General features: G+C 69.6%; 11 protein-coding genes. 3 read left to right on the top strand and 8 right to left on the bottom strand.

The genetic code is table 11. The features are described 5' to 3' along the window. Positions 1-16: 16 nt before the first annotated feature. A complete protein-coding gene (locus M3M55_RS06230) occupies positions 17-2,134 on the top strand; it encodes a thioredoxin domain-containing protein (RefSeq protein ID WP_249011965.1) in 2,118 nt (705 codons plus the stop codon). A gap of 90 nt (positions 2,135-2,224) precedes the next feature. Continuing rightward, a complete protein-coding gene (locus tag M3M55_RS06225; RefSeq protein WP_249011964.1) occupies positions 2,225-3,217 on the top strand; it encodes a type IV toxin-antitoxin system AbiEi family antitoxin domain-containing protein in 993 nt (330 codons plus the stop codon). Here M3M55_RS06225 and M3M55_RS06220 read toward each other — a convergent pair. The 6 genes from M3M55_RS06220 to M3M55_RS06195 all read right to left on the bottom strand — a co-directional run bounded on the left by M3M55_RS06220 (position 3,199) and on the right by M3M55_RS06195 (position 10,720). Next, positions 3,199-4,539 carry a glutamine synthetase family protein gene (locus M3M55_RS06220; RefSeq protein WP_249011963.1) on the bottom strand — a complete coding sequence of 447 codons (1,341 nt, stop codon included), beginning with the start codon at positions 4,537-4,539 and terminating at the stop codon, positions 3,199-3,201. The two genes, M3M55_RS06225 and M3M55_RS06220, sit on opposite strands and share 19 nt — an antisense overlap. A gap of 177 nt (positions 4,540-4,716) precedes the next feature. Next, positions 4,717-5,097 carry a helix-turn-helix domain-containing protein gene (locus M3M55_RS06215; protein ID WP_249011962.1) on the bottom strand — a complete coding sequence of 127 codons (381 nt, stop codon included), beginning with the start codon at positions 5,095-5,097 and terminating at the stop codon, positions 4,717-4,719. A 33-nt stretch (positions 5,098-5,130) separates the two neighbouring features. Next, on the bottom strand, positions 5,131-5,691 hold the full coding sequence (locus tag M3M55_RS06210; RefSeq protein ID WP_249011961.1) for a carboxymuconolactone decarboxylase family protein: 561 nt from the start codon (positions 5,689-5,691) through the stop codon (positions 5,131-5,133). Positions 5,692-6,076: 385 nt separating this feature from the next. Then, complete coding sequence (locus tag M3M55_RS06205) at positions 6,077-6,505, bottom strand: hypothetical protein (protein ID WP_249011960.1); 429 nt, start codon at positions 6,503-6,505, stop codon at positions 6,077-6,079. Between the two features lie 292 nt (positions 6,506-6,797). Continuing rightward, positions 6,798-7,325 carry a c-type cytochrome gene (locus tag M3M55_RS06200; protein ID WP_249011959.1) on the bottom strand — a complete coding sequence of 176 codons (528 nt, stop codon included), beginning with the start codon at positions 7,323-7,325 and terminating at the stop codon, positions 6,798-6,800. A 41-nt stretch (positions 7,326-7,366) separates the two neighbouring features. Next, positions 7,367-10,720 carry a DNA polymerase III subunit alpha gene (locus M3M55_RS06195; protein WP_249011958.1) on the bottom strand — a complete coding sequence of 1,118 codons (3,354 nt, stop codon included), beginning with the start codon at positions 10,718-10,720 and terminating at the stop codon, positions 7,367-7,369. Positions 10,721-10,894: 174 nt separating this feature from the next. Here M3M55_RS06195 and M3M55_RS06190 point away from each other — a divergent pair, with 174 nt between their 5' ends. Further along, positions 10,895-11,479 carry a TetR/AcrR family transcriptional regulator gene (locus tag M3M55_RS06190; protein WP_249011957.1) on the top strand — a complete coding sequence of 195 codons (585 nt, stop codon included), beginning with the start codon at positions 10,895-10,897 and terminating at the stop codon, positions 11,477-11,479. Here the strand turns inward: M3M55_RS06190 and M3M55_RS06185 are convergent. After that, positions 11,473-12,609, bottom strand: coding sequence for an aldo/keto reductase (locus M3M55_RS06185; protein WP_249011956.1), 1,137 nt, complete (start codon positions 12,607-12,609; stop codon positions 11,473-11,475). The genes M3M55_RS06190 and M3M55_RS06185 overlap by 7 nt on opposite strands. A 155-nt stretch (positions 12,610-12,764) precedes the next feature. Beyond that, the gene (locus M3M55_RS06180) at positions 12,765-13,010 is read right to left on the bottom strand and encodes a hypothetical protein (protein ID WP_249011955.1); all 246 of its coding nucleotides are present in this window, start codon (positions 13,008-13,010) and stop codon (positions 12,765-12,767) included. Positions 13,011-13,018 lie beyond the last annotated feature (8 nt).

Here is a 13,018-nt window from a genome sequence, read left to right as displayed (position 1 = left end):
CAGCTAGCTTTAGCACGTGACCAACGCCCTCGCGCAGGAATCCTCTCCCTACCTCCGCCAGCACGCCGCGAACCCGGTCGACTGGGTGCCCTGGAGCCCCGGGGTCCTCGAGCGCGCCCGCGCCCTCGGCCGCCCGGTGCTCGTGTCGATCGGCTACTCGGCCTGTCACTGGTGCCACGTGATGGCCCATGAGTGCTTCGAGGACCCGGAGATCGCCGCGCTGATGAACGCCGAACTCATCTGCGTGAAGGTCGACCGGGAGGAGCGCCCCGATCTGGACGCGGTCTGTATGGACGCCTGCCAGCGACTCACCGGGCACGGCGGCTGGCCCCTCAACGTCTTTCTCACCCCCGACGGTGAGCCGTTCTTCGCCGGCACCTACTTTCCCCCCGAGCCCCGTCACGGCCAGGCCTCCTGGCCGATGATCCTCACCGCCATCGCCGAGGCCTGGCGGGACCGGCCGGCGGCGGTCCGGGACCAGGCCCGGCGTCTCAGCAGCGCGATCAGCGCGGCCGCCGTCCCCCTCGGGGCCGGCGGACCGGTTCTCACCGAAGCGCTGACTGACGCCGTCCAGCGCCTCGCAGCCGGATTCGATCACCGGCACGGCGGTTGGGGCGACGCCCCGAAGTTCCCGCCCCACTGCGCCCTCGAGTTCCTTCTCTCGCGCGCCGCCCAGAACGTTCCCGACGCCGGTCCGGCACGGGAGATGGCACTCGACACGCTGGGAGCGATGGCCGCCGGAGGGATCTTCGATCAGGTCGGCGGCGGCTTTCACCGCTACACCGTCGACGCCACCTGGACGGTCCCGCACTTCGAGAAGATGCTCTACGACAACGCGCTGCTCGCCCGCGCCTACCTGCACGGCTTCCAGCTGTCGGGGGAGCCGCGGTTGCGTGAGGTGTGTGAGGCGACCCTCGACTTCTGCCTGGCTGAACTGCGGCGGCCCGACGGCACGTTCGGATCGGCCCTCGACGCCGACTCCGACGGGGCGGAGGGAACCTTCTATGTCTGGACCCTCACTGAGCTCGAGGGGGTCCTCGGCGATGACCCGGAGCTGTGCGTAGCGGCGGTCGACTTCTTCGGGGTGACCGCGGAAGGCAACTTCGAGGGCGCCAACGTGCTCGAGGGACACGGTCCGGTGCCCGCCCGCCTCGATGAGATCCGCACCCGCCTGTGCGCGGCCCGGGCCGGCCGGGTCCGGCCCGGCTTTGATGAGAAGGCGATCTGCGCCTGGAACGCCCTGATGATCGCTGCGCTCGCGGAGGCGGGGGCGGTGCTGTCACGTCCTGACTACCTCGCAGCGGCGCGGCGCTGCGCGGCGGCGCTCCTTCCCGCCGTGGGGGCGGAGGCGGAGCTGCGCCGGACCGGTGTCATTCCGGCGTTCCTCGACGACTACGCCTACCTCGTGGAGGCGTTGACGGTGCTCTATGAGGCGACCTGGGAGCCGCGCTGGTATCGAGCCGCAGTCGCTCTCGCCGACACCATGATCGAGCGGTTCGGAGATCGGGGCGGGCCGGCGGGCAAGGCCGGCCCCGAGGCTCGGCGCGAACGGACGGGCGAGGGCGAAGGGGGCGGCCACCCTTCCGGTTTCTTCACCACGCCGGTCGGCCACGAGGAGCTGATCGGGCGCCGCCACGACCTCGAGGACACACCGATCCCGTCTGGATCCTCCGCGGCTGCTCTCGGCCTCCTGCGCCTGAGCCGACTCAGCGGCGCTCATCTCCACCAGCGCTGGGGCGACAGTGTGCTCGCCGCCCACGGCCCGATCGCTGTGCGGCATCCCGCCGCCTGCGGGCATCTGCTCCGCGCCCTGGACCTCGCGCTCGCCGCCGACGTCGCTGAGGTGGCGATCGTCGGCGAGGGGCCCGACGGCCCCCTTGCCCGGACCGTGCGCGCGCGCTTGCGCCCCCACGTCGTGCTGGCCGGCGCGCGTGAGCCGGTGGGCGGCGCGAGTGCGGGCAGCGGCGCGGACGGCGGGATGCCCGTGGACGCCGGGGGGATCGAAGCTTCGGTTCCGCTGCTGCTCGGACGCGGCCCGCTCAGCACGGGGGCGGCCGCCTACGTCTGTGAGCACTTCAGCTGCCACACCCCGGTCGGCGATCCGGCGGCGCTTGTCGCCCAGCTCGAGCGCTGACGCTGGCCATCACGCCGCTTTTTTCCGCATCGTGCGGGGATGCTCTGCCACACGGGGAGGGAATCCGGCGCCCGCGCACCTCTCGCTCTCATGACCGAGTGCGAATTTTCGTCGTATCGACGAATCTGTGACCTCGCCGCCATCCAGGGCGGCTTTGTCGGGCGGGCTCAGCTCACCGCTTCCGGGCTGAGCCGCACGACGATCGACTCATGGCGGCGGTGCGGACGCCTGCAACCGGCCTGGACGGGCGTCTATGCCGTCGGCCATCTCCCGACGGAACCGCGGGCCCGCGCCTTCGGCGCCCTCCTCGCCGCGGGGAACGGGGCCGCGCTCGCGGGCTGGTCGGCGGCCGCCTTCTACGGGGCGGTGACGCGCTGGCCCGAACGGTTCGAACTGGTCAGCCCTCGGCGGTGTCGCGTGCGGGGACTGACCGTCCACCACTGTCGGTCCCTGTGTCTTCGCGATGTCTGGCGCTTTGACGGGCTTCGCGTCACGAGCCCGGCGCGCACGGCCCTCGACCTGGCCGGCGAGGCCCGCCGGGGGCAACTGAAGGCGATCGTCGACCACCTGCGTCTCCGCCACGGACTCAGACTCGACCAACTTCGGGATGTCGCCGCCCGCAACCCGCGTCGGCCGGGAACCCAGCCGCTGCTCGTCCTGATCGGAGAGTCCGGACCCCGCCCATCCCGGTCGGCGCTGGAGCGGGGCTGGCGCCAGTTCGCTCAGGCGTGGGGGATCGGTCCGTATCAGACGAACGTTCCCGTCGCCGGACACGAGGTGGATGTCCTGATCGACGGGCGCGTGATCGTGGAGATCGACACCTTCGGGACTCACCTGCTCAACTTCGAATCCGACCGCGAACGTGATGCGCACATCCTCGCGACGACGGGGATCCCGACGGTGCGGATCACCGACACGGCCCTCAGGGGTGACCCGCGCCAGGTCGCGGAGCGGATCCGCCTGGTGATCGCCCACCGACGAGGAACCACCAGCACGCCGGCACCAGACAGGACGACGGCGTCAGAGGCGACGGCGTCAGAGGCGACGGCGTCAGAGGCGACGGCTCAGAGTACGGGCAGGTAGCGCTCGAGCTCCCAGGGCGTGACCTGGACGCGGTAGTCGTCCCACTCCTGGCGTTTGATCTCGATGTAGCGGTTGAACATGTGCTCACCGAGGGTTCGCAGCACGAGTTCAGACTGAGCGGTGAGTTCGATCGCCTCCCCGAGGGTCTCGGGGAGCTGCTCGATCCCCAGTCGGCGGCGCTCGTCCGGAGACAGATGGTAGAGGTTCTTCTCCATCGGATCCGGGAGCTCGTAACCGTGTTCGATCCCCTCCAGGCCGGCCTGGAGCAGAACCGCGAAGGTGAGATACGGGTTGCAGGCCGGGTCTGGGCAGCGCAGCTCCATCCGGGTGGCCTGCTCCTTGCCCGGGTGATACATCGGCACGCGCACGAGTGCGGACCGGTTCCGGCGCGACCAGGCGACGTAGACGGGCGCCTCATAGCCGGGCACGAGCCGCTTGTAGGAGTTCACCCACTGGGCGAAGATCGCCGAGATCTCCCGGGCGTGACGCAACTGGCCGGCGATGAACGCCTTGCCGACGTCAGAGAGGAAGTACGGGTCACGCTCGTCATAGAAGGCGTTGCGGCCGTCCTTGAACAGCGACTGGTGGGTGTGCATACCCGAGCCGTTCTCCCCGAACAGCGGCTTGGGCATGAAGGTTGCGTGCAGGCCGTACTTGAGCGCGTACTCCTTGACGGTGATCCGGTAGGTCATGCAGTGGTCGGCCATCGCCAACGCGTCCGCGTAGCGCATGTCGATCTCATGCTGGGATGGACCGACCTCATGGTGGGAGTACTCGGTCTGGATGCCGAGCGCCTCGAGTCCGAGCACCGTGTCACGGCGGAGGTCGGAGCCGGCGTCAAGGGTGGTCAGGTCGAAGTAGCCACCCTCATCGAGTACCTCGGTCGACTTGGCGTCGCGGAAGTAGAAGTATTCGAGCTCGGGACCGACGTAGAAATGGTCGAACCCCATCGCGCCGGCGCGAGCGACCGCGCGGCGGAGGACGTGACGTGGATCTCCTTCGTAGGGGATCCCCTCAGGGGTCTTGATGTCGCAGAACATCCGCGCGACCCCGTGGGCGGGGTCCCCCCAGGGGAGGATGGCGAAGGTCGCCGGGTCGGGCACCGCGATCATGTCGGACTCCTCGATCGCGTTGAAGCCGGTGATCGAGGAGCCGTCGAACCCCATCCCCCCCTCAAACGCGTCCGGGAGCTCAGCGGCGTTGATGCTGAACGCCTTGAGTTGGCCGAGGATGTCGGTGAACCAGAGGCGAATGAAGCGGATCTCCCGCTCGGCGGCGATCGCCATCACGTCTGTGGCGGTGAGGGGCGGAGTCGAACTCATCGCGTTGGAACCTTACTTGCTGGGAGCTCGGACGGGCCGGGCGTCAGTCCGGACACGTCCGGCTCCGATTTGAGCCTGGCTCACGTGCGCTCAGACGCACTCAGCAACATTGGATCGTCCCGGTCCGCGAATTAAGCGCGGCCGCCGATCCGGGAACCCACCTTCGCGCTGAACAGCTCAGTCGGCTAACCAGCGCTCCGCCCACCTCTGGATCTCTGCCAGCGCAGGACCGAGTTCGCGGCCCATCTGGGAAAGGGCATACTCGACTTTCACAGGAGCCCCGCGGTAGACGGTCCGCTCGACGATCCCTCGTGCCTCAAGCTCCTTCATCCGCTCAGACAGCAACCGATCCGACAGTTCCGGCACCCGTTGGGCGATCTCTGAGAAGCGCAGCGGGCCATCCATGAGGACGCGCAGGATCGCCCCGGTCCACCGGCGCCCGACGAGTTCGACCGCCTCGTGGTAGAGCGGGCAGCAGGTTGATCGCTGACCGACCCCCATGGCGGCTTCACGGGTCTCATCAGGATGTGCTGTCGTCGTGTGACTGAGGGCGCCCATCACCGGGCCGGGAGGATAGAACGCCAGCGCACACTATGCCGCCTTCAGCGTGCGGGATTCCTCCTGTGAACCGTCGAGGGGCACCTCTCCGGCAACGTTGACCATGGCCGTGAACGACTCGAGGGACACCGCAGCAATCGCCTCGAGCAGTTGCTCGTCCGTCCATCCGGCCTCACGCGCCTCCTCATGGAGGTGCATCGGCGGGCGCCCGTCCTCCACCACGGCCCGCAGGTATTGCATCAGCGCAGCCTCAGCCGGATCGCCAGAGTCGAATTGGCGGGCGCGAGCGACCTCGTCCAGGCCGAGGCCGGCAGCACGAGCAGTCCGGCTGTGCATCACGATGCCCTGTTCAGAACCGAAGTGCTCGGCCACCGCCAGAGCGATGCGCTCGAAGGTGGCAAGAGACAGATTGCCGTGCCGCAACTCGGAACGGAAACGAGCGTAGGCGCGGAGCGCCGCGGGCGACCCGGCCAGGACGCCGAGGAAGTTCGGCAACTGGCCCGCCCCGGACAGGGCCCCCCGGAGGATCGGGGCCGAACGCTCCGGCGCGGACAGCTCGTCGTGGATCTGGAACCTGCTCATGGTCGTCTTCATATCAACACCAATGCGCCGTATTGGTCCACGGAAACGGCCCCGGGGCATGAGCCGCCCGTCATCGGGAGAGGGAGAGAGGGGGTACTTACGATGGTTCGTCTATGACCCGGCACGTCAGCCGGTTGAGCGTGTTGTCTCCGATTGCCAGAGCTTTCAAACTGCCCTTCCATCTAGCCAGCGGGCACTAAAGAAACGCTCAGCGAGCCGTCGCGGATCACTAAGAGTTGCGTATGCGTACGCGCCGGCTGGCTCCCGGCGGCCGACAGGCGACGGAGGACCGTCAGGTCCGTTACCGCAGCCGACGGGCTTGGGCTGAGCGTCGTGTCTGCACGCGGAGGGGCTCACCCCACGCGGACCGCGACAGGGCGCCCCGCGGGCGGCCTGATCAGTGTGCGCTGGAGATCGCGACGATCAGCAGCATGACGCCGAGCAGAACCGCCCACATGGCGGTGCGATCTCCGGCGTGGAAGGCCCGGGAGGCCGGAAGGGAGGAGGCCCGTGACCCTGAACGCGAGACGAGCTGGCGGTCGGCGGTGTGACCGGTGATGACGACTGTCCGGCGCCCACCGGACTCGGCGGGCATCAACCGGGGCCGCGGGCCCCACACGCGCTCGGGGTCGGATTCGGAAACGTACTCGATGAGGGGACCGTCCCCGTCATCGTCCACGCCGAGGGCGGCGACGAGATCGAGGTCCGCAGCGTAGTCCTCGACGTGGAAACCGTGTCCGGTGTTCACGTCTACCCGCGCCCGGGCGACCGCCTCCCGACGGAGTTCGATCTGCCGCTCACGACGAGCGTGAGAGCCCGAGTTCAAGTGGCGATCACGGTCTGGGAATGCGGTTGGCGCCGTCTCAGGGACGACCCAAGAAGGGGGGGCGAGGTCGGCCGCGCTGTTGCGTCGGCGCGGTGCGGGATCTGACCAGTCGACGTCATCCATGATGACGAGGCGTGCGGTCCGTTGGTTCCTTCCCGGCATGCTCAGCGTGTTCTAGCAGCGTCGTCGGACGGATGCATTTTCAGGACTCTCGTTCTCTCCGCAGTTTGCGGCGTCAAGCCGTGAATCGACGCGGGTACGCCAACGGTGAAGGGATGGCTCTGGGCCCGGGTCAGCGACCGGCGACAGCGGCGACGAACTTGGCCACGTCCACGGCGTCTTGGCCTTGGACGATGTCAGCGGGCATCACGCCCTGACCGAGGCAGGTCTCGTTCTGCTCGCTCGCGGTAGGAGCAGGAAGACAGCCGTTGGCGAGCGTGTTCATGATCAGCGGGTAGGAGGGCTTGAGCTGATCGAGGTTGGGCCCGGTCTTGCCGACAGCACTGGCGACCGACAGGGTGTGGCAGACCGCGCAGTGCTCACCGAACAGTTCACGTCCGTTGACCTCGGCGGCCGTCAACTTGAGGCCGTTGGTCCCCGCGGACGTCCGGTTGTGGTTGGCCACGAGCAGGACGCCGGGGATGACAAAACCAAAGCCGATGATCACGGTTGCGATCGTCGCGTTGATGGCCAGGCTGACCCCCCGCTTCTGGGAGAGCATCGCCTGGGTCATCGGGGCGAGCTTGCCGCGGGGCGCGGCCCAGAAGAGCGTGGCGGCCAAGCCGGTGAAGACAACGGCGATGATGATGACGGGAACCATGAGGGCTCGCACAATATCGCGGTCGGGGCCGAAATGTCGGCTCAGCGTCGGCGGCCCGCCCCGAAACTCATCACGGCGGGGGCAACCGCGCGGAAGTCCCCGGTGGCACCGTTGCTGTCCGTCCCAGCCGACGCCGCGGCCTCATCCGCCCGGTTCGGCTCAGCGAGAGGACTGAAGTCACGGATCTCGGCGACGACCTGGTCGGGGGCGGAGATCGCTCCGACGCGATCGACGAGCACGTTGATCACCCCGCCACCGGCCGCATAGCACTCGAGCTTGCCCTCGACGAGGAGGAGCGGCTCGGCGCGGACGAGGAGACGATGGCGCTCATACACCGGAGGAGGCAGAACGAGGTTGATGACGCCGGCCTCATCCTCGAGGAGGATGAAGACGATCCCCGAGGCCGTTCCGGGGCGCTGGCGTGCGACGACGAGCCCTCCGACACGCACCCGTCGGCCGTGGGTGAGGCGTTCGAGCTCGACGCTGGTGATCGAGTCGACCGGGAGCCGACCCATGCGGCGGAGCAGGGCCACCGGATGAGTCGAGGCGGTGAGGCCGGTGCTCGCATAGTCGGCGAGCATCGTCTCCCACCCCGACAGCGGCTTCAGAGGCGGGGGAGCGGGCAGCTCCAGGGGCAGCGCCAGCTGCACGCCGGCCGGAACCCGCCGTCCCGGGGTGGCGATGCCAAGCTGCCAGAGCACCTCACGGCGCGGCGGGGAGACGGAGTGTGCCCGTCCCGTCTCTGCCCTGGCGAGTCCGTCACAGGCCCCGCTCCAGGCGAGCAGCTCCATCGCGGCCGCCCCCGCACCCGCCCGGGAGGCGAGGTCGGCGAGGCTCTGGAAGGGGCCCTCCCGATCACGCGCCACAACGAGTGCGTGTACCTCCTCCCGCCGCACCCCGCGGACGTAGCCGAGGCCGATCCGCACCGCCCCGTCCCCATCGAGGCTGCACTCGACCCCACTGGTGTTGATGTCCGGCGGACGCACCGTCAGCCCCCGGCGCTGTGCCTCGTGGACGAGCGCGTCTGGCGGGTAGAACCCCATCGGCTGCTCGTTGAGCAGGGCACAGAGGAACTCGGCCCCGTAGTGGACACGCAGCCACGTCGACTGGTAGGCGAGCAGACCAAAGGCGGCTCCGTGGGCCTTGGGGAAACCGAAGCCCGAGAACCCACGAACCATGGTGAAGACCTGCTCGGCGAGTTCCTCGGTCACCCCGTGCCGGGCGATCGCGCCGTCGATGAAGGCCCGGTGGTGGACCTCGATCGCCGCCGCGGAGCGCTTCTTGGACATCGCCCGGCGCAGGCCCTCGGCTTGGCCGATCGAGAAGCCGGCGAAGGCGACGGCGACCTCGAGCACCTGATCCTGGAAGATGATCGTGCCGAGCGTGTCGGCGAGCGGCTCCCGCAGTGACTCGTGCAGGAAGGGAACGACAAAGGACGGGTCCTCACGCAGGCGCTGCTTGCGGGCGATGTAGGGGTTGACCGCCCCGCCCTGGATCGGTCCGGGGCGGACGATCGCCACCTGGATGGTGATGTCCTGGAGGGTCTCGGGACGGGTGCGGGCGAGCGACTGCATCTGGGCGCGGCTCTCGATCTGGAAGACGCCGGTCGTGTCGGCGGCCTGAATCGCCGCGTAGGTGTCCGGATCGTCGTAGGGGATCGCCGACAGGTCGATCCGTTCCCCACGGCGTCGGGCGATCAGCTCGACGCACCGCTCGACGGCCGACAGCATGCCCAGTCCGAGCAGGTCGATCTTGAGAAACCCCGCGTCCGCGCAGGAGTCCTTGTCCCACTGCGCGATCTGACGACCGGGCATCGCCGCGGGCACGATCGGAACGCAGTCGATCAGCGGACGCGTGGCGACGATCATCCCGCCGGAGTGCTGGCTGAGATGGCGGGGCAGACCGTGGGCCTCGGCAGCGAGCTGGGCGAGCCAGCGCCAGCGCCCCTGCCGACTCCGGCCCGGGTAGGCGCCCTCGATGTCATCGCCGACCCGGCGCGCGTCCCACCCCTCCGAGGCGCGGGCGACCCGCTCGATCTCCCCTGCCGGCAACCCGAGGGCCTTGCCGAGCTCACGGATCGCCCCCCGTGCCCGATAGGTCGGAAACGCCGCGACGAGGGCGGATCGCTCTCGCCCGTAGCGTGTGTGAATGCGCGGGATGAGCACCTCACGAACGTCGCGGGGAAAGTCAAGGTCGATGTCGGGAAGCGCGGTGAGCTCGTCGTTGAGGAAGCGCCCGATCAGCAGCTCGTTGGCGACCGGATCGACGTGGGAGAGACCAGTCAGGTAACAGACAATCGATGAGACACTCGAACCGCGACCGCGTCCCGGTGGGAGCAGCCCTCGGGCGCTGTCGGGACCCCGTACCTCGACGGCCACCTCCCGGGCGAGTTCGAGCATGTCGTGGTGGAGGAGGAAGAACCCACTGAGGTTGAGCGAGGCGATGATTGCCAGCTCCTGCTCGAGACGAGCCTCGGCCCGGGGACGCAGCACTCGGGCGTCCGCGGTCGCCTCCGGTCCGTAGCGGCGCTCAAACCGGCTCTGGCACAGCTCGGAGAGCCGGCGCATCGTCGCCGGGTCCTCGGCCCCCGGATAGCGGTAGCCGAGGTCGACTCTGAGATCGAAGTCGATCCGAGCGGCGAGCTCTCGGGTCTCGGCGACCGCCTCAGGGAACTCGGGAAAGCGGGCGACCATCGCCCGCGGGGGTGCGAGCACATGGCTGAAGTTGCCCCGTCGCAGCGGCTCGGAGGCGTCGAGGGTGGTGTGGTGGGCGATGGCAACGAACGCATCCTGCAGCGGGGCGCGGGAACGTTGATGGGCGTGCACGTTCCCGGTGGCGACGGTGGGGACGCCGATCCGCTGGGCCAGCCGGGCGAGCCGCCGGTTGTGGGCCCGGTCCCCGGACAGGTAGGGGCGCTGGAGTTCGACGCGCAGCCGGTCAGAGCCAAAGCTTTCCCGCAGTCGCCACAGGGTCGCCTCATCCCCGACCCCGTGCCCGGCGCACCCGCTGAGACAGATGAGCCCATCGCTGTGGCCGAGCAGATCATCGAGCGCGAGCATCGGAGGCTGGACCGGCGCGCCGGTCCGTTCCTCCCGGGTCCGGGCGTGAGCGAGGGTGAGCAGCCGGCAGAGATTGCGCCAACCGGCCGGCTCGACAACGAGCAGGGTGAGGTGGCGGCCGTCCTCGAGGTCGACCTCGGCACCGTGAATCGCCTTCAGGCCGACGCTGTGGGCGGCGGCGGCAAACTCCATCGCCCCGGACACCGTGTTGTGGTCGGTGAGGGCGAAGCTCTCATACCCGGCCGCGGCGGCCGCGACGGCGAGCTCCTCCGGAAGCGATGTCCCGTCGAGGAAGGAGAAGGCCGAATGGGCGTGCAGCTCGACATACACGAACATATGTTCTCATAGAGTGCGGACGACCTCGAATCGCCGCGCCGCCAGCCGACGCGACGGTCAACCGGCCCGCCGAGGAGCCGCCAGCCGACGCGACGGTCAAACGGCCCGCCGAGGAGCCGCCAGACCGAGCGGGTCAGGGCCCCGTCGAGGGCTGTCTAGGCTCTCACCATGGCCATGAGCAGTCCCCGCCCCCGCGTTCCAGCCGCCGAGCGGCGCGAATCACTGATCGACGCTGCGGTCGAGGAGTTCGCCCACGGCGGCCTGCACGGCACCCCGGTCGACCGGATCGCCCGTCGCGTCGGGGTCGCCCAACCGTACGTCTTCAGCCTCTTCCCGACCAAGCGCGACCTGTTCATCGCCGCCGTCGAGCGGGGCTTCGAGCGGGTGATGGATCACTTCGCCAAAGCTCCGGAGCCGACGCTGTCGGCGATCGCCGACAGCTACCTCGCGCTGCTTGCCGCCGACCCCAACCTGCTCACCCTGCAGCTGCACGCCTACGCCGCCGCCTGCGAGGACGAGACAATCGCCGTCCACGTCCGCGGCGCCTACGCGGCCCTCGTCGAGCACGTCGGCACCCTCACCGGAGCGGACGCCGACGCCCTCGACGCGTTCATGGCCCAGGGGATGTGGCTCAACGTCCAGGCGGCGATGGGCGCCGGTGACCTCAGCGCCGCCCGCGGCTGGGTCGCCCGCCGGCGGGAATCCGCCGAGGGCGAGGGTGTGGGCGGCCCACCGGGGCCGCCCCTCCGGCGTCAGTGAACCTTGACGAGGTCGTGGTCCGGATCGATCCGCCAGCGGCCGGCGACCTCGACCAGGCGGTCGCTGAGCGGCCAGCCGTCGGGCCGCTCCTCCCCCGTGTGGACGGGACTGGCGCCCTTGAGGGCCATGCAACCATGGTTGTCCCCGAGGGCCCGGATCTCGGCGACCTCGGCGGCGGAGAGGACCCGGCCGGCAGGCAGAGCGGCAAGCTCGGCCCGCTTCTCCTCCACCGGACGGCCACCACGTTCCTGGATGAGGGTCGGGACGACGGTTTCGACGGCCGGGTGGGCGAGGTTCCACAGGCAGGCGAGCTGGAGCAGGGTGATGCCGTGGGCCTCGGCGATCGCGCGCATCCCGTCGATGCGCGCGAGACCCGCCTCGATCCACCCCGCGGGCCGGAACGTGCGGTGGTCACGCTCGGCGAGCGGGGTAACGGGTCCGACGTCCCCGCCGAACAGTCCGCCGTAGTCGACGACCCGGGTGATCACCTTGATCTGCTGGGCGGCGGCGGCGTCGAGGACATACTCACCGGGCCAGGGCTCGAGCGGGTTGAGGATCACCATCGCCCAGTCGATCCGGTCGCCGAAGCGTTCGAAGCAATCGATCAGGTCGAGGGTGAAGCCATTGGCCGGCCCGGGCGCGATTCCGATCCGGGCACACAGGCCCGCCTCACGCAGGCCGACCATACCGTCCCAGACGGTCTCGGACGTGTATCCGATCCGGTCCGGGTTGTGCAGGAGCAGAAGGTCGAAGCTGTCGATGCCGATCCGGGCCAGGGACGCCTCGGTCGCCTGACGGAGGTAGGCGGCGTACTGGTCGGGACCGCGGAGGGAGGGATCGGTGAAGCGGGGAAAGCCCTTGGCGCCGTCCCGTGTGCCGGTCTGGAAGTCATGTCCGACGGCCCCGACGATCGAGACCTGATCGCGGTCGGTGCCCGCACGCTCGAGCGCACGGCCGAGCATGCGGTCAGCCTCACCGCTGCCGTAGACGTCGGCGGTGATCGCAGTGGCGATCGCCGCATCGGGGACGATCAGCTCGAGGAAGCGTTCCTCCTCGAGTGCCTCTCCGAAGTGCATGAAGCGGCCACCGCTCCAGGTGCCGACGGCGGTGCGGGTGGGTGCGAGGCTCATCGGGTGCGATTCTAGGCCCCGCTCTGGCACCGCCCTGGTCTCGGCCTGGCACCGCCCTGGTCTCGGCCTGGCACCGCCCTGGTCTCGGCCTGGCACCGCCCCGGTCCGTCCCGCCGCCCCGCCGCCCCGCCGGGGCACCCCGCCGGAGCGGGCGCTCAGCGCTGGCGCCACCACCGTCCCGAGACGAGGTCGCAGAAGACGACCTCATCGCGGCCACAGACGGTGACGATCTCCCAGTAGCGGCGCCGCAGCGGCCGCTCGGTCCACCAGTGGTCCTCAATCAGCCAGGACTCCCGCACACTGTCGACTTGGCGGCCGTCCACGCTCACCGGACGCCCGCCCGGACCGGCGCGTACCCGGATGGTCCGCGGGACCGACAGCCGTCTCTGTCCGGGGCTCATCTCCGGAC

The sequence above is a fragment of the Conexibacter sp. DBS9H8 genome (genome assembly GCF_023330685.1).
Lineage (GTDB): Bacteria > Actinomycetota > Thermoleophilia > Solirubrobacterales > Solirubrobacteraceae > Palsa-465.
This window is presented reverse-complemented; position numbering and strand designations above follow the sequence as displayed.